This is a genomic window from Kribbella sp. NBC_00662 (genome assembly GCF_041430295.1).
GTDB lineage: Bacteria > Actinomycetota > Actinomycetes > Propionibacteriales > Kribbellaceae > Kribbella.
This window is the reverse complement of the sequence record NZ_CP109029.1, coordinates 5,789,704-5,808,553: the sequence shown is the minus strand read 5'-3', so window position 1 is coordinate 5,808,553 and position 18,850 is coordinate 5,789,704. Positions and strand designations below refer to the sequence as shown.

The following is an 18,850-nucleotide window of genomic DNA, read 5'->3' as shown; positions in this document are numbered from 1 at the left end:
GGCTCCCCCTCAACGAGTGGCGTAGAACGCTACTGCTGCTGAGGATGCCACGTTGAGGGAGTCGACGCCGCCCGCCATCGGGATGCGTACGGTCAGGTCTGCCTGTTCGAGCACGTGCGGCTTGAGGCCGTGGCCCTCCGTGCCGAAGATCAGCGCGAGCTTGTCGTCCTTGCGCGCGGCCAGCTCGTCGAGCGTGATCGAGTCGTCGGCGAGCGCCATCGCTGCGGCGACGTACCCGTTCTCCTGGAGCAGACGCAGGTCGCCGGGCCAGCTCCGCAGGCGCGTCCACGGGACCTGGAAGACGGTTCCCATCGAGACCTTGATCGAGCGCCGGTACAGCGGGTCGGCGCAGGTCGGCGTGACCAGGACGAGGCCGACACCGAGCGCGGCCGCGGCGCGGAAGCCGGCGCCGACGTTGGTGTGGTCAACGATGTCGTCGAAGATCGCGATCCGCCGTACGTCGTCGGTCAGCAGCTCTGTCAACTGGACGGCCGCGCGGCGTTTGTACGACGCTAGCGCGCCGCGATGCACGTGGAACCCGGTGACCTGCTCGGCCAGCTCCTCCGACACGACGTACACCGGCGTGTCCGGCCACTTGTCGAGCACGTCCTGCAGAGAGGCCAGCCACCGCGAGGCGAGCAGGAACGACCGCGGTTCGTACCCGGAATCCGCGGCCCGCCGGATCACCTTGTCGCCCTCGGCAATGAACATCCCGTGCTCTTCCTCGAGCAACCGCCGCAGATTCACCTCACGCAACTGCACATAGTCGGCCAGCCGCGCATCCGCCGCGTCGTCGACGGGAACCAGCGTCACGCCGACCCCGCCCCCAGACCACCACCGCCGCGCGCCAGCGCGGCGACTTCCACCACGTTGCCGATGACAACAATTGCGGGGGCGCCGACCCCTTGGTCCTTCATCGCCTGCGCGATCCCCGCCAGGTCGGACGTCACCATCCGCTGTCCCGGAAGCGTCCCGTCGGCAATCGCCGCCGCCGGCGTGTCAGCCGGCTTGCCCTCGGCAACCAACCGCTCAGCGATCGCCGGCAGATTCTCCACGGCCATCAGCAACACCAGCGTCCCGTGCAACTGCGCCAACGCATCCCAGTTGACCAACGAGTCCGGATGCGACGGCGGGATGTGCCCCGACACCACCGTGAACTCATGCGTCACCCCACGATGCGTCACCGGAATCCCCGACACCGCCGGCACCGAGATCGAGCTAGTGATCCCCGGCACCACCGTCCACGGCACCCCGGCCTCGGCGCACGCCAACGCCTCCTCGAAACCGCGCCCGAACACGTACGGGTCCCCGCCTTTGAGCCGTACGACGACCTTGCCGGCGCGCCCGCGATCCACCAGGATCCGGTTGATCTCCTCCTGCTGAGCCGCCCGCCCGCGCGGCAACTTCGCCGCGTCGAACAACTCCACATCCGGATGCAACTCGTCCAGCAACGGCTGCGGCGCCAACCGATCCGCCACCACAACATCAGCCTCGGCCAGCAACCGCCGCCCGCGCACCGTGATCAGATCCGGATCCCCCGGTCCCCCACCGACCAGGTAGACGCCCGGGCGCCGGTCCACGTCCCTCGCAGCCAACTCCCCGGTCCGCAGCCCCTCGAGAATCGCGTCCCGTACAGCGGCCGACTTCCGGTGATCACCCCCGCCGAGTACGCCGATCGTCACGTTGTCGTGCTGCCCGGACGCCGGCGTCCACGCGGTCGCCTGGGACCGGTCGTCCGAGCGCACGCAGAAGATCCGCCGCTCCTCCGCCTCGGCCGACACCCGATCGTTGACCGCGGCATCATCCGTCGCGACCACGACGTACCAGGCGCCGTCCAGATCGCCGTCCTCGAACCCGCGCTCGATCCAGGTCAGCGACGGGTTGCCGAGCAGGCCCTCGATCGTCGGCGTGATCGACGGCGAGATCAGGTCGATCCGCGCGCCGGACTCGAGCAGCCGTGGGAGCCGGCGTTGTGCCACCCCGCCACCGCCGACGACGACCACGCGCCGCCCGTCGAGGACGAGACCCGACAGGTACTGATGCGTCACTGACCGATCCCCGCGTCCTCGAACGTGGCCATCTCGGCGAGCGCACGCACCGCGCAGGTCAGGATCGGGTACGCGAGCACCGCACCGGTCCCCTCACCGAGCCGCAGGTCCAGATCGACGAGCGGCTGGAGCCCGAGCTTCTTCAGCGCGACCGCGTGACCGGGCTCGGCGGACCGGTGGCCGGCGACGCAGTAGCCGATCACGGCCGGGTGGAACGCCTGCGCGACGAGCGCGGCGGCCCCCGCGATCACCCCGTCGAGGATCACCGGGGTGCGATTGGCCGCTGCGCCGAGGATGTATCCGGCCAGAGCGGCGTGCTCGAGACCGCCGTACGCCTGGAGTGCCTTGAGCGGATCGGACGACGGCACGTCGTGGAGCGCGAGCGCTGCCCGTACGACGGCCGTCTTGTGTGCGAGCGCCGCGTCGTCGATGCCGGTGCCGCGGCCGGTGACGGCTTCCGCGGTCGCTCCGGTGAACGTGGCGATCAGTGCGGCGGAGGCGGTCGTGTTGGCGATGCCCATGTCGCCGGTCAGTAGGCAGCGGTACCCGTCCTGGATCAGCTTGTCCGCGAGCTCGAACCCGACCGCGATCGCGGCGCGGGCCTCATCCTCGGTGAGCGCGTCGGTCTGCGACAGGTCGCGGGTGCCCGGTCGGACCTTGGCGTGGACGATGTCCAGCTGCTCCACCGGCGTCGCCACGCCGACGTCCACGACCCGTACGTCGACCCGGTTGTTGGCCGCGAACGCGTTCACCGCGGCGCCACCGGCGGCGAAGTTCGCCAGCATCGCGGCAGTCACCTCTTGCGGCCACGGAGAGACATTCTGGGCGTGTACGCCGTGATCCGCCGCGAACACCGTCACCACAGCCGGCTGCGGCACCTGCGGCGGGCAGGTCGCGGTCATCCCGGCCACCCGCACGGACAGCTCCTCGAGTACGCCGAGCGACCCGGCCGGCTTCGTCAGCTGCGCGTGCCGTTCCTCGGCCGCGCGCATCGCCGCCGCGTCCGCGGGAGCGATCCGCTCCAGGTACTCGTCCACCACGCTGTCCACTGAGTCCTCCATCCGTTCCCGGGCCATACTCGGTCACACTCGGTCACACTCGGCCACGCAGTACCGGCTCGATCTTCGCATCTCCGAACGGGTGCCCCGGGGCGGGTCGGCGCGATGTGGACAGTAATGTCGGAATCACCACACGTCGCACCTCTCGGAGGATCACAGATGTCGCTCGATCGTCCCGTCGCCCCGGACCCGTACGAACTGCTCCCCAAGGCGGGCTCGTTCACCGTCACCAGCACCGACGTCAGCGACGGCGAGCCGCTGTCCGACGACCAGGCGTTCGCCGGTGGGAACACGTCGCCGCAGCTCAGCTGGTCCGGGTTCCCGGCGGAGACCAAGGCCTTCGTCGTCACCTGCTACGACCCGGACGCGCCGGTCGTCTCCGGTTTCTGGCACTGGGTCCTGGTCAACCTCCCGGGGACCGTCACCGAGCTCCCGGCCGGCGCGGGCGCCACCGAGCGCCTCGACAACGGCGCCTTCCACGTCCGCAACGACTTCGGCACCAAGAACTTCGGCGGCGCGGCCCCGCCCGCGGGTGACCAGGTCCACCGCTACTACTTCGTCGTCCACGCGATCGACGTCGAGGCACTGGACGTCGACTCCGACGCCTCCCCGGCCGTGGTCGGCTTCAACCTGGCCTTCCACACCCTGGCGCGGGCGATCATCACCCCGACGTACCAGGTCGCGGAGTAGTCCATGGGGAGCCGTCCCGTCGCGGGGCGGCTCCCGGTCAGCTGAGCGGCGGCCTGCGGCGCTCGGCGGCGGTGAGATCGGCTGCCTCCTGGCCGCTCCAGGACGAGCCGTCCATGCCGCCCAGCTCCCGCCGTACGTCGGTCCACCGCGCGGTCAGCGCGAACAGCACGACGACGTCGAGCGTGATCATCAGCAACGACCACACGGGATAGGCGCCGAGCCAGGCGACCTGGGAGACGGCGTGCAGGCAGACCAGCACGATGGCGCCGATCCTGGCCCACGTCTGCGCCGTCAGCAGGCCGATCCCGACGGCGATCAGGAGTATGCCGAAGATCAGGATCGTCCAGCCCCAGCCGGTCACGCCGACGATGATGAGGTGCTCCCGGGTGATCACCAGGCGCTTGTCGGAGAACAGCGCGACGAATCCCTCGAAGACGTTGACCAAGCCGGTCACCATGAGCATCGCACCGGCGAACACGACGAAGCCGGTCGCAGCCGCTCCGCCCCCTTTCGCAGCCATCCTGCTGTCTCCTCTCGTACCGCCACTTGACCCACGCCACCTGGATGCTGTCGCGGCAACCGCTTGTCCGCCTCCCCCTTCGCGGATGAGGGCAGGAGGACTACCCGACCGCGGCCGGCACAGCCCGGCTGCCGCGCGAAGATCGGGCTCATCCGGATAGGGGGATGAACCCGTTAGACCGCAGCCAGGATCAGCTTCGGGCGGCTTTGGCCCACTCGGTGATTTGGTAGGCAGCGCTGTCGGGACGTGGTGGGTCGCCGGTGAGTTCGGTTGAGGTGAGTTTGGGCTGGAAGCGGAGGTGGTCGATCTGGCCGTTGTGGCGGTGGATGTCTAGGTAGACACCCAGGGGCTTGTAGTCGAACTTGGCGAAGGCGATCTCCGCGCGTGGTATCCGGGTGCTGCCGATCAGGTCCCGGCAGATGAGTTCGTCCTCGGTCAGGCGCAGGTCGTAGCGCATTGCCAGGAGCAGGACCAGCAGCGTGGCCGGGATCGACGGCCACAGGACGGGCTGGATGACGGTCGCGATGATGGCGGCCAGGATCAGGAGGCGGAAGGCGATCAGCGTCAGCCGGTGCGTGCCCCACCTGCGGATCTGCGGCGGTTGTGTCATGTCAGAGGGCCGCGACGTACACCCAGTGGCCGGCTTCGCGGCTGAAGGTGCTGTTCTCCTGCTGTACGCCGGATTCGCCGCCGGAGATGTAGTGGGCGCGGAACTCGACCGTGCCCTCTGAGTGGAATGGGCTGCCGCCGGTCGTGCGCACGATCTCCAGGCCGGTCCACTCCCGGCCGGCGTCGAAGTCGATCCGGGCCGGGCGGGTTGTCAGCGACCAGGTCTGCTGGAGGTACGGCGCATCGTGCATCACGAATGCGGTGTAGCGGGAGCGCATCAGCTGCTCCGCGGTGGAAGCAGTTGTCTCACCGCGGTGGAGAGGACCACAGCAGGCGGCGTACGGCGCGTCTTGACCGCAGGGGCAGGTCGAGAGGGCTGGCATGGAGCGATTGTCGCCGATCGCTGGACTGACTGCGTGATCTACTGCCGTGATGAACCGACCAAGCGGCGGTCCTGGCGGTAGCACAACGGCGACGGATGCGGCTCGGTGGCGGCTCGCGGCTGTACGTCCCGTGCTGGAGGCGTTCGCCGCGGCTGACGGCGTCGACGCGGCGATGGTCAGCGGTTCGACCGCTCGTGGCGACGCCGATCGGTGGTCGGACGTCGAGGTCGGCGTGTTCTGGGAACGGCGACCCACGCTCGCGGACCGGATTGCAGTTGCTGATGCCGCGCAGGCGGCCGACATCCGCACGGTGAACGAAGGCTCGCCGCCCTGGTACGACCACATCTACCTGGGCGCCCCGCGGCCGGACGGTCTGATGGTGGAGGTCGTGCACACGCTGACGTCCGCCGCCGAAGACATGCTGGACGACGTACTCAGCTCCCACAACCCCGACAGCCCCAGCCTGGACGCGATCAAGGGCATCGTCGATGGCCGCGACATCCGCGGCCCGCGCGCCGACCTCGTCGCCCGCTGGCAGGAACGCGCGCAGACCTATCCCCGCGAACTCGCGCTCGCCGTCGTACGGCGGGACGGGAACGTAGAGCAGTTCTGGCGCTGGCAGATGCTCGTCGACCGCGACAACCCGCTCCTGCTCGCCCGCGAATTCATGCGCATCGCGAGTCAGCTGCTCACCGTCCTCCACGCTCTCAACGGCAAGTACTGCGGCCATCCGTCCGCATTCAAGCGCCTCGACAACCTCGACCTGTCGTTGGCGCCACCATCGCTGGCCGCCAGGATCCGATCCGTCTTCAACCGCCCCGCGGACGAAGGCGCCCGGCTACTGAAAGACCTCGTCGAGGAAACCTACGACCTGGTCGAACTCCAGCTCCCCGAGATCGACGTCGACCTGCTCCGCACCAACTTCCGCAGCAACCGGAAGCCCCTCGACGCACTCCCCTCACTTGACTGACAGCTGCGGATCACGCACCGGCATACTCGCGACCTCCGCCTCCAGAGCGCCGTACTGCGCCGCGCTGAGCGTCTCGGACAGCACCACACTCACCCGCCCGCCCTTCCGTCCCCACGCCCCGACGATCCGTCCGTCGACCAGCAACCCGTTCGGATGAAAGGAATCCGCGGCCGGCGTCAGCTCCCGCAGCCCGGGCCCCACGAACCGGCCACCGTGATCCCGCCCGAACAACCGCAGATCCGACGCGACCAGCAACCTCACCCCGGGCGGCGAAGTTGCCGACCGCAACCATTCCTCATCGGCCCGAAGAATCCATGCCGCCACACCCTCGAAGTCGACCTCGATCAACTCGTCCACGAGCCGATCCCAGACGACGCGAGCATCCGCTGGCGACAACCCGGACCACCACGAGAACGCCTTCGGAGTTGTGGGCCCGAAGCAACGAACGTGCCGTCGGCACAACTCCACCTGCGCCGCGGAGACGTCGATCGCCGGCCGCGGCACCTCCCGCGCCCACAACGAGGTCGTGTCCCACCGCACCGCGATCCGTCCGCTCGCGCAGGCCGCGCGCAACTCGTGGCCCATCCCGCCGCGGCGTTCACGCCCGTCCAACGTCGCACACAACCGATCCGCGAGTACGTCGATCCGCCGTACTGCGTCCGCGTCGATCGGCAGCCGCCCCAACGTGAACACCCCGAAATCACGCACCGGCAGCACATACACCGCGGCCCGCGGACTGTACGTCTGGATCAACGCCGGATGCTCCCAGTCCGACGGCACGCACCCCGCCATCCGCGCATGCAGCCCGAGCAACGCGTCCCGGGGCGCGGTGTCCTGCAGACCGACGTACGCCGCCTCCTCGTGCGATCCCGCGGGCAGCCGATCGACCAGGTGGTTGACGTGCAATCGATAGGCGACCGCCTGTTCCCGCGTGATCATGGCACCGACGGTACGGCGAAATCACGCCACCCGATGGCTTAGTTTCGTCGGACTGTCGCGAGCCAGCCCGGCGCGCCGTTCTCGTGCATCCTGGTGCCGATCTTGCGTGGTTCGACGCTCACGAGCGTCCAGCCGGAGGCCGGGTTGAACACCGCCTGCAAATCGATTGGCCTGATCGGATGCGGCACGCCGTCGGGATCTTGGTCGCTGAAGCACAGCACATACAGAGTCGCACCGGTCTTCGCGACCGACGCCAGACTCACGACGTACCGCGCACGCTCGTCCGCGTCGAAGGTGTGGAAGAGACCCGAGTCGAGAATCGTGTCGAACGAGCGCCCCAGCTCGCTGAGCCGCAGCGCATCCGCATTCACGAACTCGGCCGGAACGCCATGCTCGATCGCCTTCTCCCGCGCACGCGCCAACGCGGTCTCAGCCACGTCGAACCCGAGCACCGACACACCACTCGAGGCGATGAGCAACGCGTTGTCGCCACTCCCACAACCCGCGTCGAGCACCGATCCCTTGAACGCCCCGTCCGACACCAACTGCACCACCGCCGGCTGCGGACCGCCGAACTCCCACGGCGCGGGACCGTCCTGGTACGACGCATCCCACGGCCGGCCCGACATCCGCTCATGGCTCGTCGGTTGCCGCGTGCGCTCGGACATCGTCGTACCCTTCGTGGCCTAGAGGTGTCGTCCCATCCTTACCCCATGTGAAGGACTGATACAGATGCTCGAGACCGCCCGGCTCGATCTGGTCAAGTTCGAGATGGAGCGCGATCTGGCGCCGTTGCACGCGATGTTCTCGGATCCGGAGTGGGCGCGGGGCGGGTATATGACGCCGACGGCAACCGAGAGCGAGTCGCGGGATCGGCTGGAGCGCGAGTTCGGCGACAACGGCGGCTGGACGTGGGTGCTGCGAGTCCGGCCGGAGGAGACGGCGGTCGGCGTGATCGCGGTGTTCTCGGATCAAGGCAGCTCGATCCGCGGACTGAGCTGGTATCTGCAGCGCGACCGATGGGGTGCCGGGCTGATGAGCGAGGCGGCTCGCGCGGTCGTCGACCACCTGCTGAAGCAGCCGTCGATCACCGGCGTCGAGGCGTGGATCGACTCACGGAATGTCCGCTCGATCGCCGTCGCCCGGCACGCGGGTCTCGACCTCGTCGGCCGGCTGCCGCGGACCTCGGACGGCGAGCTCGCCCAGTCGGTGGTGATGGGCCGCGCCGCGAAGCCGGCCGATCCGACCACGTTCGCGATCATGCCGGTGCTGGAGGTCCACGATGTCACCGGCACCGCGCGACTGCTGTGCGACCTGCTCGGCCTGCAGATCCGCTTCGAGCTCGAGGACCTCGTCCATCTGGGCTTCACCGAATGGAACGGTCAGAGCGGCCTGGAGGTACGCCGTGCGGCCGGCACCATCTCGCCGGCAACGATCACGTTCGATGTCGGCGTACTCGTCGATCCTCTGTACGACGCCGCGATCGCGGCCGGCCTTGTCGAGTCGACGGCGCCGGCGGACATGCCGTGGTACCGGCGTACGTTCACGCTGGCGCTGCCGGAGGGGCACCGGCTGACGATCTCCGGACCCGTCAGCGGTACCCGGCCAGCATGACGGCGCCGATCCCGAGCGCCAGCGCACACAACACCGCGCCGACCACAGCCAGCGGCTTCCCGCGACGGTCGCCGGTCAGCCCGCCGATCGCGAGGCCGACCCCTGGCAGCGCGAACGGGAAGGCGGCGTACTGCCGGAATCCCGTCATATCGACGGGGAGGAACGGCGCCACCAGGGCCGCGAGGCCCAGGACGAACGCGAGCACGCCCAGCACCGCGCTGCCCTTCGGCTGTCCGCTGACCGGCGCCTGAGGCTGCCAGGCAGGGTCGTTCGGCGCCTGCGCGTAGTCGGGCCAGAGATGCTGCGGATACCCGGCGCCTCCTTGCTGCGGGTTGGCGTTGCGCTCCGGCTGGCCGTAGGTCATGAGAACTCCGTAGTCGACAGGATGCCGTCTCCTCCGCTGACGCTGCCGGTCGCCGGTCGGTTCCCTCGATCTACTGCTCTTCGCGGAGCGGGAAGGCTCGGATGATCACCGCGGTCGGCGTTGCGGCATCCGATCTCGGCTCGGAGCCGACGAAGTCGCGAAGTACCCGATGGAGGCGGGCGCGCAGCTCGGCGAGCTCGCCGTCGGCCAGCGTCACCACCTCGCTGAAGGCGAAGTCCTCGTCGTCGGACGTCTTCGCGGCCAGCCAGCTGGCGTACGCCGTGTCCTCGAGCTCCCGATTCAGCGCCGCCTGCTCGACCCGCATCCGCCGCCACGGCTTCACCCGCCCGACCGCGCCCGGCACGGCCTCGATCACCCCGAGCGCCTCCAGCCGCCGCAGGTGGAACGAGCACGACCCCGTGCTCTCCCCCAACTCCCGCGCGGCGATCGTCGACGTCGTCGTACCGTCCCGGTCGATCAACTCCAGCAGCGACTCTCGCAGCGGATGCCCGCGGACGACGTCGCGGCGGTTCGGCGTACTGCGGTGCTCGGCCATGCCGCATCCTAACCCGGAGCTTTGCAAAGCCGAGACTTTGCAGACTACGATCTTTGCATGCCGACGTACATCCAGGGCCGTCTGAGCCGCCGCCTGCCCGAGCTCACCGACGAGGTACGGCGCGGTACGCCCCGGCGCATCACGGAGTACGGCGAGGAGATCCTGCACCGCCCATGCCGACCGGTGAGCGAGTTCGGGGCGGCGCGCTGGGGTGCGCTGATCGACGACATGTTCACCACGATGTGGATCGCCGAGGGCTGCGGCCTCGCCGCGAACCAGGTCGACGTCGACGCCCAGCTGTTCGTCTACGACCTCACCGACGAACACGGCGACCGCCACGTCGGCCACGCGTTCAACCCGCGCATCGAAACCCTGACCGCCCTCTTCGGCACCCAGCCCGGCACCGAAGGCTGCCTCTCCGTCCCCGGCGCCAACGCCCCACTCCCCCGCCCGGCCCGAGCCAGCCTCCACGCCCAGGACCTCGAAGGCCACCCCTTCACCCTCGACGCCACCGGCTACCTGGCCCGCTGCCTCATCCACGAAACCCAACACCTGGCCGGCACGCTGTACGTCGACCACCTGGCTCCGCGGGCCCGCACAACGGCCCTCGACCACTCCGCCCGCAACCGCGCCGAGATCCTCAGCCGGTGCGCGAACCGCGAGCACCAGCTGAGCCGGCTCGCCGACCACTCAACCCCAGGTACCGCAAGCTGAGCGGATTCTGTAGTACTGCTACGACTCCAGAGCGATCTCGATCGTGTGATGTCCGTGCAGGGAGGCCGGTACGCCGTGCGTCGTGGACGAGATGCCGTCGAGGCCGAAGGAGCGGATGACGTTGCCCGTACCCCGAAGGGTCACTGACAGCACGGCGTCGCGGTAGCTTACGCCGCTGAGCGTGACATCGCCCCAGCCGGACGGAAGTGTCGGCGCGAAGGTGAGGCCGCTGCTGTCGAACGTCATACCGAACAGGCCGGTGTGCATCATGTCGATGAATGCCGTCGCCGACCAGGTCTGGTCGGGCTGCGACTCCCAGCGGCGTTTCAGGACGCCGGTCGCGCCCTGGTAGCCGCCCTCGACGGCACCGGTGTTGCCGTCGTAGATCTCCCAGAAACCGCCGCTGTCCCTGACCAACTCCGCGAGCAGCCTGGTCTCGGTTGCGAACCCCTCCACATCGCCGCGCCCAGCCAGGCCCTTCGCCCAGAGTCCTTGCACGAGCGGCCAGACGATCGCGTTGTGCCGTCCGGGTTCGTCGCTGGAGTACCTGTCCCAGTGCGGATAGGTATCGGGCATTCCGCGGGGCATCCGCTGCGCGTTCGAGATGAGGGAACTGGCCTGCGCGGCGTCGGCGATCCCGAAGAGCAGGCTGAACGCCAGCCCGGTGCCTTCCTGGTACGGGCCCGGCGTCCCGTCAGCGGTGAGCTCGTAGTTGTAGCTTCCGGTTCGCGGGTTCCAGAAGTGTTCGTTGATCGATAGCTTGATCGCTGCCGCCTTGGCCCGATGGCCATCAGCCGGCCGGCCGAGCGCCTCCGCCATCTCGGCCGCGCGCACGTAGGCCGCGTAATACAGGGCGTTGGTGCTCAGGTACATGGCGGAGACGACATCCGGGTACGACGTACTCTCGCTGCCCCGCGACTCGTCCCCGTCCGCCGTCGGCGCCGGGAATCCGGAGACGCCATCATTGAAGAACGACGGACCGGTGAAGAGACCGTACCGGGCGTCGCGGCCGAAGACGGCTGCCTGCTCGCGGAGGGCGAGCGTGTTCGTGACAACGTCATACGCACGCTGCAGGAAGTCCTGGTCGCCGGTCACCAGATAGTGGTGCCAGGCACCCACAGTCCAGATCACCTGATCCCACTGCTGACTGTCCTGCTGCACCATGAGCTTGCCGGCGGCATCCTTCTCGACCACCGCCCACAGCGTGTTCGCCGCGAGCGCCGGCGCCAGCAAGCTCGTCGCGTTCCAGCTGTTGATCGTCGCATCCCGGGTCCACGGCTGCGCGTAGCCACCTCCGGCCCGGACCATCCCGACCCCCGGATCCATCAGCCCACTCCTGGCATGCACCTCGCCGAACGGAACGGTATTGATCCCCAGCAGGTTCTCGAGCGCCGCCCCGTAGGTCGCCCCGTACAGCCCCTGGCTGGCCGCATCCTCGAACCGCAACACCGGACGAGAGTCTGTCGTCGTCATACCCCCATTCCATCAGTCCCACAGACCAGCACATCCAGCACGGGCGAGCGTAGGCGGTGAGCAGCGAGCCGGTGGCCGGGTTGTTGCCCAGCCACCGCAGCTGCCGCGCCGATGACGACCACACCGACTGCAGGATCGCGCACCCGCCGAACGCGGCAACAGAACAGCCGCCGCGGAGTGGTGTTCCTTTCAGTCTTTGATGCCGGATTGGGTGACGCCTTGGATCAGGTAGCGCTGGAGGAAGGCGAAGATCAGGACCAGCGGGAGGATCGAGACCGCGACCGCCATGAAGAGCTCGTGGATGTTGATCGTCTGTGCGGTGATGAACGTCGACATCGCGACCTGGATCGTCCACGACGACGAGTCCTGGCCGATCACCAGTGGCCACAGGAACGAGTTCCAGTTGCCGATGAACGTGATCGCCGCGATCGCCGCGAAGAACGGCAGCGAGTTCGGTACGACGATCCGCCAGAACACCCCGAAGTACCCGGCGCCGTCGACCCGAGCCGCCTCCTCCAGCTCCCGTGGGAACCCGAGGAAGTACTGCCGGAACAGGAACGCCGCGAACCCGCTGAACAGCGTCGGGATGATCAGGCCCCGCAGCGACGAAACCCACCCGAGCGAAGACACCACGATGAACGACGGGATGAACGTCACCGCACCCGGGATCATCAACGTAGCCACGATCGCGTAGAAGATCTTGTCCGCATGCCGGTAAGGAATGCGAGCCAAGCCGTACCCCGCCATCGATGCCAGCAGCAACTGCCCGGCCGTGCCCAGGACGCCCACGACCGCGGAGTTGTACAGCGCCCGCGCCATCGGCACCTGGGTGTCGTCGAACAGTTCCTTGATGTTGCCCCACTGCAGATGCGACGGGAACAACGTCCACGACGGCGCCGTGATGTCCGCCTCGGTCGACAGCGCGTTGCGCAGGATCAGGTAGAACGGCAGCAGGAACAGCACCACCGCGATCAACAGCGCGATCCACCGCAGTACCGTCCCGATCCGTCCGAGAGTGCTCTGGGTGAAGCCGATCGGTTGCGGCGTTCCCGTCGTACGCTCCGAGACTGCCATCAGTCGCCCGCCTTTCCGAAGCCGAAGATCCGGCTCTGCAGCAGCGTCACGATCATGATGATGACCGCCAGGATCAGCGCGCCGGCGGAGCCGTGCCCGAGGTCCTGGATCGAGCCGAGCGAGATGCCGTACAGGTACACCAGCGGCGGCCGGGCGTAGTTCACGTTGCCGACCAGGTTGTAGAACTCGTCGAACGCCTGGTACGCCGCGATCAGGTTCAGGATCAGTACGGCGACCGACGTCGCCCGCAGCTGGGGCAACGTGATGTACCGGAACACCTGCCATCCGGGCTTCGCCCCGTCGACGTACGCCGCCTCGTACAACGTCGGCGAGATCCGCTGCAGCCCGGCGATGAACAGGATCATGTAGAACCCGAGCTGCAACCACAGCCGAACGGTGACCAACGGGAGCCAGTACCACGGCGGCGACACCGTCGAGAGCCACGCGATGTTGTCGACCCCGAACCAGCCGAGCACAGTGTTGGCCAGACCGAACCGGACACCGTTGAAGATCGACAACCGCCAGATCAGCGACGCGACGACGTACGAGCACGCGGTCGGCAGGAAGAACACCGACCGGAAGAACGCCCGCGCGATCTTGACCTGGTTGACCAGCAACGCCAGCGCGAGCGAGAGCACGAACGTCAGCGGCACGATGAACACCGCGAAGATCGTGAACGTGCCCAGGCTGGACAGGAAGTTGTGGTCGGTGAGCATGTCGATGTAGTTGCGGAGCCCGACGAACTTCGACGGCGTCGCGGTGTTGTACGCCTCGAAGAAGCTGAGGACCAGGCTCCACAGGATCGGCAGGTACGAGAAGATCAGCAGGCCGAGGACGAACGGTCCGACGAACACCCAGAACCACAGGGTGTTGCCGGCGATGCCCTTACGCCGGCGTCGCCCGCCCCGCTGCTCACCAGTGACAGCGGGGTCCGTACGGGTTTGTGCCGGTGCGCTCATCCGAACAACCGCGACAGTTCGGCGTTGACGGTCTTCTCGGCCTTCGCGATCTCGGCGGCTGGGTCGGCTCCCTTCTTGATGACGTTGGTGAGCAGGTCGGTGAACGCCGTACCCATCTTCGGTGTCCACGACGGATTGTCGGTGTGCCCGTAGTCCTGGTTCAGCTTGACCGTGTCGGCCGCGACACCGCTCTGCAGCTTGGACGCCTTCGCCGCGAGGCTCTTGCGCGGCGGGATGTGGAAGCCGTAGTTCAGCGACCAGTCCTCCTGGTACTCCGACTTGTCGATCCACAGCCACTTCACGAACTTCTTCGCCGCGTCGATGTTGGCGCTCTTCGACGACACGAACTGCGTCCAGCCGCCGGAGTACACAGCCGGCTTGCCTTCCGCGTCCAGCTTCGGGAACGGGATCACGCCGATGTCGTCACCGAGCACCTTCTGCATGCCCGGCACGGCCCACATGCCGATCCACTGCATCGCCACCAGGCCCTGGTTGATCGCGGTCGGGTCCCACCAGTCCGTGGGCGCGCCGAGCAGGATGCTCTTGCTCGCGTACAGCTCGTGCAGCTTTCCGAAGGCCTTCGCGGCGCGGTCACCGGTGAAGCCGGGCTTGTTGTCGTCGGTCAGGTAGCTGCCGCCCGAGGACCACAGCGCCGGGCCGCCCATCGCGTTGCCGCCGTCGTTGCCGACGAAGATGCCCTTCACCTTGTTCGTGGTGAGTTCCTTGGCAGCGGCGATCAGGTCGTCGACCGTCTCCGGCGGCTTGATCCCGGCCTTGTCGAGCAGCGACTTGCGGTAGTAGATGACCTGCGGGTCGATGATCATCCGGATGCCGTAGATCTTGCCGTCGATGGTGTTCGTTGCCAGGTCGCCCGGCAGGAAGTCGTCCTTGACGTCGGCCATGATGTCGTCGAGGGGCACCACCTGGTTGCTCTTCACCATGCCGATGTTGAACTGGCTCTCGAACACGTCCGGGCCCTTGCTGGACAGCAGCCCGGACGACAGCTTCGCACCGTAGTCACCCGGCGTCCACTGCACGGAGACGTTCGCATCGGGGTAGGCCTTGGCGTACTTCAGCGCCGCCTGCTGGGTCCCGGTCTCGCCGTACTGGTGGTACCACTGCGACAGGTTGACCTTCTCCCCGCCGCCTCCGCCCCCTGAGGACGGTCGGCCGGTATTACCGCCGCAGGCCGCGGTGAACGCGGCGAGCGCGGCCAGTCCACCGGTCCGCTTGAGTAGATCCCGCCGGGTCAGACCGGCGTTCGGAACATGAGCAGGCATGAATTCCACCTTCCCGAGAGGGAACGTCGCAGGGGTACGACGCACGGTTCCGAGTTACTTAACGTCGTTAAGCATCTCCGAGTTTGCGCACAACCTACTACAGGTCAATCGTTGTAGAAGTGCCAGCACAATGTCTCAAAAGCGCGCCCGGCGCAAGACCGGACGCGCTGTTCTTTGTTCGAATGTGTGGAGTTTGCTTGAGTTGGTATCGGCTCGTGATCAGCCGAAGATCTCGCCGGCCTCAGCCGTGCGGACCAGCAGCGCCGGCGGCTCGAACCGTGCACCGTATACAGCGGCCAACTCGCGGGCCCGGGCTGCGAAAGCGCTTGGCCCGTAGGCGTTGACGTACTGCAACGCACCGCCGTGCAGCGGCGGGAAGCCGATGCCGAAGATCGATCCGATGTTGGCATCGGGCACCGATCGGAGCACGCCCTCGTCGAGACACTTCACGGTCTCGAGCGCCATCGCGAACAGCATCCGCTCCTGCAGATCGATCAGCGGTACGTCGTTGTCACGTGCGAAGTGCTCCCACAGCCCTGGCCACAAACGCTTCGGACCGTCCGCCGGGTAGTCGTAGAAGCCTGCGCCCGCGGCCTTGCCGCGGCGGTCGAACTCGTTGACGAGCCGATCGGCAACCGCCATCCCGGGATGCTCGTCGAACGCCCCGGCGCTGTCGCCGGCCGCGCGGGCGGCGTCCCGGATCTTCTGCGGCAGCGTCAGCGTGACCTCGTCCAGCATCGCCAGCGGCGGCGCCGGGAAGCCCGCCTGGGTCGCGGCCCGCTCGATCATCACCGGGTCGATACCCTCGGCAACCATCGCGGCGCCTTCCATCACCAGGGTCCCGAACACCCGCGAGGTGAAGAAGCCGCGGCTGTCGTTGACCACGATCGGCGTCTTCTTGATCTGCCGTACGACGTCGTACGCCTGCGCGATCGCCCGGTCCGAGGTCTTCTCGCCCACGATGAGCTCGACCAGCGGCATCCGGTCGACCGGCGAGAAGAAGTGCATACCGATGAAGTCGTCGGGCCGGTCGATCCCGTCGGCGAGCGAGGTGATCGGCAGCGTCGAGGTGTTCGAGCAGAGCAACGCATCGGGCTCGACGACACCCGCGATCTCGGCGAACACCTTCTGCTTCAGGCCGGCGTCCTCGAACACGGCCTCGATCACCAGGTCGCACCCGGCGAGATCGTTCGGGTCGCCGGTCGGCGTGATCCGGCCGAGGAACTCCTCGACCTCCGGGACGGACATCCGCCCCTTCGACACCTGCTTGGCCAGCAGCTTCTCGGAGTACTCCTTGCCGCGCGCGGCCGCCTCGAGCGAGACGTCCTTCAGCACGACCTCGATCCCGACCTTGGCGCACACGTAGGCGATCCCCGCGCCCATCATCCCCGCGCCGAGCACGCCGACCCTCCGGGCGCGGTACTTCGGTACGTCGGCAGGCCGCGACCCGCCCGCGTTGATCGACTGCAGGTCGAAGAAGAACGCCTGGATCATGTTCTTCGCGATCTGACCGGTGGCGAGCGAGACGAAGTACCTCGACTCGATCCGGGAGGCGGTCTCGAAGTCGACCTGGCTGCCCTCGACCGCCGCGCTCATGATCGCGCGCGGCGCCGGGTACGGCGCACCTTTGAGCTGCTTGCGCAGATTCGCCGGGAAGGCCGGCAGGAACGCGGCCAGCTTCGGCGAGGACGGCGTACCGCCCGGGATCTTGTAGCCGTCCCGGTCCCAGGGCTGCTTGGCGTCCCCGTCGTACGTCGTGATCCACCGGCGCGCCGCATCGAGCAACTCGTCCGCGGGCACGACCTCGTCGACGATCCCGACGCTCAGCGCATGCGCGGGCTTCATCCGCTGCCCCTGCAGCAGCACCTTCATCAGCGCGTCCTGCAGCCCGAGCATCCGGACCGTGCGGGTCACTCCCCCGCCGCCGGGCAGCAGACCGAGCGTCACCTCGGGTACGCCGAGCTCGATGCGATTGTCGTCGGCCACGATCCGGTGATGACAGGCGAGCGCGATCTCCAGCCCGCCGCCCAGCGCCGATCCGTTGATCGCGGCAACTACCGGGACACCCAGCGTTTCAAGGGCTCTGAGCTGCCGCTTGACCTCCTCGATCGTGTCGAAGACTTGGGCGGCATCGGACGGCTGGATCCGCGACAGCATCTGCAGGTTGCCGCCGGCAAAGAACGTGGACTTCGCCGACGTCACGATCACACCCTTGAGCAGGGCCTTCTCGGCGACCAGGCGCTCGACGGTCCGGCCCATCGCGTCGACGTACGCGTCGTTCATCGTGTTGGCGGACGCATCCGGGTCGTTCAGGGTCAGGGTGACCACTCCGGCGTCGTTCTTCCACTCGATCATGCTGGTCATGCAGAGAGCCTTTCGATGATCGTCGCGACGCCCATGCCGCCGCCGACGCACAAGGTGGCCAGTCCGTAGCGGAGCTCGCGCCGCTCCAGCTCGTCCAGCAGGGTTCCGATCAGCATCGCGCCGGTGGCGCCCAGCGGATGGCCGAGAGCGATCGCGCCGCCGTTCACGTTCACCTTCTCGTGCGGTACGCCGAGATCCTTCATGAAGTGCAGGACCGCCGCCGCGAACGCCTCGTTCATCTCGAACAGATCGATGTCCGAAGCCTCCAGACCCGCGCGCGCCAGCGCCTTCCGGGCGGCCGGCGCCGGGCCGGTCAGCATGATGGTCGGATCGGCGCCGCTGACGCCGACCGACACCACCCGGCCGCGAGGCGCCTGGCCGAGCGCCTCACCGGCCTTCTCGTTGCCGACAGCAACCAGCGCGGCACCGTCGACGATCCCGGACGAGTTGCCGGCGTGATGCACGTGGTTGATCCGCTCGACCGTGAGGTACTTCTCCAGCGCGACCGAGTCGAACCCGCCGTGCTCTCCGATCGCCGCGAACGACAGCGGCAGCCCGGCGAGCGTCTCGACCGAGGTACCGGGCCGGACCAGCTGGTCGTGGTCCAGGATCTGCAGACCGTTGCGATCGGTCACCGGTACGACGGAGCGGGCGAAGTACCCGTTCGCCCAGGCCTTCGCGGCGCGCGCGTGCGACTCGGCGGCGTACGCGTCGACGTCGGTCCGCGAGAAGCCGTCGATGGTCGCGATCAGGTCCGCGCTGATGCCCTGCGGGATGAATCCGGTCTCGAGTGCAGTCTCCGGATCCATCGCCCAGGCGCCGCCGTCGGAGCCCATCTTGACCCGCGACATCGACTCCACGCCGCCGGCGAGGATGAAGTCCTCCCAGCCGGACCGCACTCGTTGCGCCGCCTGGTTCACAGCCTCCAGGCCGGACGCGCAGAAGCGGTTGAGCTGCACGCCGCCGGTCGTCTCCGGATAGCCGGCCATCAGTACGGCCGTCCGCGCGATGTCCATGCCCTGGTCGCCGATCGGCGTGACGACCCCGAGGACGACGTCGTCGATCGCGGCCGCGTCCAGGTCCGGATGCCGCGTCCGCAGCTCCTGCAGCAAGCCGGTGATCAACTGGATCGGCTTGACCTCGTGCAACGCGCCGGTCGGTTTGCCTTTGCCGCGCGGTGTCCGGATCGCGTCGTACAGAAACGCTTCACTGGTCATGGTCCCGATTGTGACAGT

General features: G+C 68.0%; 20 protein-coding genes. 4 read left to right on the top strand and 16 right to left on the bottom strand.

The window, feature by feature from the left end; translation table 11 throughout:
* Positions 1–9 precede the first annotated feature (9 nt).
* From OHA10_RS28910 to cobT, 3 genes are read right to left on the bottom strand one after another with little or no spacing between them, the layout of a single operon-like run.
* Positions 10–813, bottom strand: a complete 804-nt coding sequence (locus OHA10_RS28910) for a TrmH family RNA methyltransferase (protein WP_371401903.1) — start codon at positions 811–813, stop codon at positions 10–12.
* Complete coding sequence (cobA, locus tag OHA10_RS28905; protein ID WP_371401902.1) at positions 810–2,048, bottom strand: uroporphyrinogen-III C-methyltransferase; 1,239 nt, start codon at positions 2,046–2,048, stop codon at positions 810–812. Before cobA ends, OHA10_RS28910 begins: the two co-directional genes overlap by 4 nt.
* Positions 2,045–3,097 carry a nicotinate-nucleotide--dimethylbenzimidazole phosphoribosyltransferase gene (cobT, locus tag OHA10_RS28900; RefSeq protein WP_371401901.1) on the bottom strand — a complete coding sequence of 351 codons (1,053 nt, stop codon included), beginning with the start codon at positions 3,095–3,097 and terminating at the stop codon, positions 2,045–2,047. The genes cobA and cobT overlap by 4 nt, the downstream gene beginning before the upstream one ends.
* A 168-nt stretch (positions 3,098–3,265) precedes the next feature.
* On the opposite strand from cobT, the gene OHA10_RS28895 reads away from it, so the two are divergent.
* Positions 3,266–3,796, top strand: a complete 531-nt coding sequence (locus tag OHA10_RS28895; RefSeq protein ID WP_371401900.1) for a YbhB/YbcL family Raf kinase inhibitor-like protein — start codon at positions 3,266–3,268, stop codon at positions 3,794–3,796.
* A gap of 37 nt (positions 3,797–3,833) precedes the next feature.
* Here the strand turns inward: OHA10_RS28895 and OHA10_RS28890 are convergent, their stop codons facing one another.
* The 3 genes from OHA10_RS28890 to OHA10_RS28880 form a co-directional block, all read right to left on the bottom strand.
* Positions 3,834–4,316, bottom strand: coding sequence for a hypothetical protein (locus tag OHA10_RS28890; protein ID WP_371401899.1), 483 nt, complete (start codon positions 4,314–4,316; stop codon positions 3,834–3,836).
* Positions 4,317–4,506: 190 nt separating this feature from the next.
* Positions 4,507–4,926 (bottom strand): hypothetical protein, encoded by a 420-nt coding sequence (locus OHA10_RS28885; RefSeq protein WP_371401898.1) that lies wholly within the window; start codon positions 4,924–4,926, stop codon positions 4,507–4,509.
* 1 nt (position 4,927) lies between these two features.
* Positions 4,928–5,308 carry a YchJ family protein gene (locus OHA10_RS28880; RefSeq protein ID WP_371401897.1) on the bottom strand — a complete coding sequence of 127 codons (381 nt, stop codon included), beginning with the start codon at positions 5,306–5,308 and terminating at the stop codon, positions 4,928–4,930.
* Between the two features lie 49 nt (positions 5,309–5,357).
* Here OHA10_RS28880 and OHA10_RS28875 point away from each other — a divergent pair, with 49 nt between their 5' ends.
* The gene (locus OHA10_RS28875; RefSeq protein ID WP_371401896.1) at positions 5,358–6,278 is read left to right on the top strand and encodes a hypothetical protein; all 921 of its coding nucleotides are present in this window, start codon (positions 5,358–5,360) and stop codon (positions 6,276–6,278) included.
* Here the strand turns inward: OHA10_RS28875 and OHA10_RS28870 are convergent.
* Together OHA10_RS28870 and OHA10_RS28865 are read right to left on the bottom strand one after the other, a co-directional pair.
* Positions 6,267–7,217 (bottom strand): DNA glycosylase AlkZ-like family protein, encoded by a 951-nt coding sequence (locus tag OHA10_RS28870; RefSeq protein ID WP_371401895.1) that lies wholly within the window; start codon positions 7,215–7,217, stop codon positions 6,267–6,269. The two genes, OHA10_RS28875 and OHA10_RS28870, sit on opposite strands and share 12 nt — an antisense overlap.
* A gap of 38 nt (positions 7,218–7,255) precedes the next feature.
* Complete coding sequence (locus OHA10_RS28865; protein ID WP_371401894.1) at positions 7,256–7,885, bottom strand: class I SAM-dependent methyltransferase; 630 nt, start codon at positions 7,883–7,885, stop codon at positions 7,256–7,258.
* Positions 7,886–7,949: 64 nt separating this feature from the next.
* Between OHA10_RS28865 and OHA10_RS28860 the strand changes: the two genes are divergently transcribed.
* Positions 7,950–8,831 carry a GNAT family N-acetyltransferase gene (locus tag OHA10_RS28860; protein ID WP_371401893.1) on the top strand — a complete coding sequence of 294 codons (882 nt, stop codon included), beginning with the start codon at positions 7,950–7,952 and terminating at the stop codon, positions 8,829–8,831.
* Here the strand turns inward: OHA10_RS28860 and OHA10_RS28855 are convergent.
* A complete protein-coding gene (locus tag OHA10_RS28855; protein ID WP_371401892.1) occupies positions 8,809–9,195 on the bottom strand; it encodes a hypothetical protein in 387 nt (128 codons plus the stop codon). The two genes, OHA10_RS28860 and OHA10_RS28855, sit on opposite strands and share 23 nt — an antisense overlap.
* Before the next feature lie 70 nt (positions 9,196–9,265).
* A complete protein-coding gene (locus OHA10_RS28850) occupies positions 9,266–9,751 on the bottom strand; it encodes a winged helix-turn-helix domain-containing protein (protein ID WP_371401891.1) in 486 nt (161 codons plus the stop codon).
* A gap of 57 nt (positions 9,752–9,808) precedes the next feature.
* Between OHA10_RS28850 and def the strand changes: the two genes are divergently transcribed.
* A complete protein-coding gene (gene def, locus OHA10_RS28845) occupies positions 9,809–10,465 on the top strand; it encodes a peptide deformylase (protein ID WP_371401890.1) in 657 nt (218 codons plus the stop codon).
* A gap of 18 nt (positions 10,466–10,483) precedes the next feature.
* Here def and OHA10_RS28840 read toward each other — a convergent pair whose 3' ends face one another.
* The 6 genes from OHA10_RS28840 to OHA10_RS28815 form a co-directional block, all read right to left on the bottom strand.
* Positions 10,484–11,938 carry a glycosyl hydrolase family 65 protein gene (locus OHA10_RS28840; RefSeq protein ID WP_371401889.1) on the bottom strand — a complete coding sequence of 485 codons (1,455 nt, stop codon included), beginning with the start codon at positions 11,936–11,938 and terminating at the stop codon, positions 10,484–10,486.
* A gap of 189 nt (positions 11,939–12,127) precedes the next feature.
* Positions 12,128–13,012, bottom strand: a complete 885-nt coding sequence (locus OHA10_RS28835) for a carbohydrate ABC transporter permease (protein WP_371401888.1) — start codon at positions 13,010–13,012, stop codon at positions 12,128–12,130.
* Positions 13,012–13,971, bottom strand: a complete 960-nt coding sequence (locus OHA10_RS28830) for a carbohydrate ABC transporter permease (RefSeq protein WP_371401887.1) — start codon at positions 13,969–13,971, stop codon at positions 13,012–13,014. Before OHA10_RS28830 ends, OHA10_RS28835 begins: the two co-directional genes overlap by 1 nt.
* Positions 13,968–15,251 carry an ABC transporter substrate-binding protein gene (locus tag OHA10_RS28825; RefSeq protein ID WP_371401886.1) on the bottom strand — a complete coding sequence of 428 codons (1,284 nt, stop codon included), beginning with the start codon at positions 15,249–15,251 and terminating at the stop codon, positions 13,968–13,970. The genes OHA10_RS28830 and OHA10_RS28825 overlap by 4 nt, the downstream gene beginning before the upstream one ends.
* Before the next feature lie 219 nt (positions 15,252–15,470).
* The gene (locus OHA10_RS28820) at positions 15,471–17,606 is read right to left on the bottom strand and encodes a 3-hydroxyacyl-CoA dehydrogenase NAD-binding domain-containing protein (protein WP_371408005.1); all 2,136 of its coding nucleotides are present in this window, start codon (positions 17,604–17,606) and stop codon (positions 15,471–15,473) included.
* A 5-nt stretch (positions 17,607–17,611) separates the two neighbouring features.
* Positions 17,612–18,832: an acetyl-CoA C-acetyltransferase gene (locus OHA10_RS28815; protein WP_371401885.1), complete on the bottom strand. Its 1,221-nt coding sequence runs from the start codon at positions 18,830–18,832 to the stop codon at positions 17,612–17,614.
* Between the last annotated feature and the right edge of the window lie 18 nt (positions 18,833–18,850).

Excerpts from the sequence above, each read along its gene's own strand:
- OHA10_RS28895 (WP_371401900.1), top strand. The coding sequence starts at position 3,266 with ATGTCGCTCGATCGTCCCGTCGCCCCGGACCCGTACGAACTGCTCCCC.
- OHA10_RS28890 (WP_371401899.1), bottom strand. The coding sequence starts at position 4,316 with ATGGCTGCGAAAGGGGGCGGAGCGGCTGCGACCGGCTTCGTCGTGTTC.
- OHA10_RS28885 (WP_371401898.1), bottom strand. The coding sequence starts at position 4,926 with ATGACACAACCGCCGCAGATCCGCAGGTGGGGCACGCACCGGCTGACG.
- OHA10_RS28880 (WP_371401897.1), bottom strand. The coding sequence starts at position 5,308 with ATGCCAGCCCTCTCGACCTGCCCCTGCGGTCAAGACGCGCCGTACGCC.
- OHA10_RS28875 (WP_371401896.1), top strand. The coding sequence starts at position 5,358 with ATGAACCGACCAAGCGGCGGTCCTGGCGGTAGCACAACGGCGACGGAT.
- OHA10_RS28870 (WP_371401895.1), bottom strand. The coding sequence starts at position 7,217 with ATGATCACGCGGGAACAGGCGGTCGCCTATCGATTGCACGTCAACCAC.
- OHA10_RS28865 (WP_371401894.1), bottom strand. The coding sequence starts at position 7,885 with ATGTCCGAGCGCACGCGGCAACCGACGAGCCATGAGCGGATGTCGGGC.
- OHA10_RS28860 (WP_371401893.1), top strand. The coding sequence starts at position 7,950 with ATGCTCGAGACCGCCCGGCTCGATCTGGTCAAGTTCGAGATGGAGCGC.
- OHA10_RS28855 (WP_371401892.1), bottom strand. The coding sequence starts at position 9,195 with ATGACCTACGGCCAGCCGGAGCGCAACGCCAACCCGCAGCAAGGAGGC.
- OHA10_RS28850 (WP_371401891.1), bottom strand. The coding sequence starts at position 9,751 with ATGGCCGAGCACCGCAGTACGCCGAACCGCCGCGACGTCGTCCGCGGG.
- def (WP_371401890.1), top strand. The coding sequence starts at position 9,809 with ATGCCGACGTACATCCAGGGCCGTCTGAGCCGCCGCCTGCCCGAGCTC.
- OHA10_RS28840 (WP_371401889.1), bottom strand. The coding sequence starts at position 11,938 with ATGACGACGACAGACTCTCGTCCGGTGTTGCGGTTCGAGGATGCGGCC.
- OHA10_RS28835 (WP_371401888.1), bottom strand. The coding sequence starts at position 13,012 with ATGGCAGTCTCGGAGCGTACGACGGGAACGCCGCAACCGATCGGCTTC.
- OHA10_RS28830 (WP_371401887.1), bottom strand. The coding sequence starts at position 13,971 with ATGAGCGCACCGGCACAAACCCGTACGGACCCCGCTGTCACTGGTGAG.
- OHA10_RS28825 (WP_371401886.1), bottom strand. The coding sequence starts at position 15,251 with ATGCCTGCTCATGTTCCGAACGCCGGTCTGACCCGGCGGGATCTACTC.
- OHA10_RS28820 (WP_371408005.1), bottom strand. The coding sequence starts at position 17,606 with ATGATCGAGTGGAAGAACGACGCCGGAGTGGTCACCCTGACCCTGAAC.
- OHA10_RS28815 (WP_371401885.1), bottom strand. The coding sequence starts at position 18,832 with ATGACCAGTGAAGCGTTTCTGTACGACGCGATCCGGACACCGCGCGGC.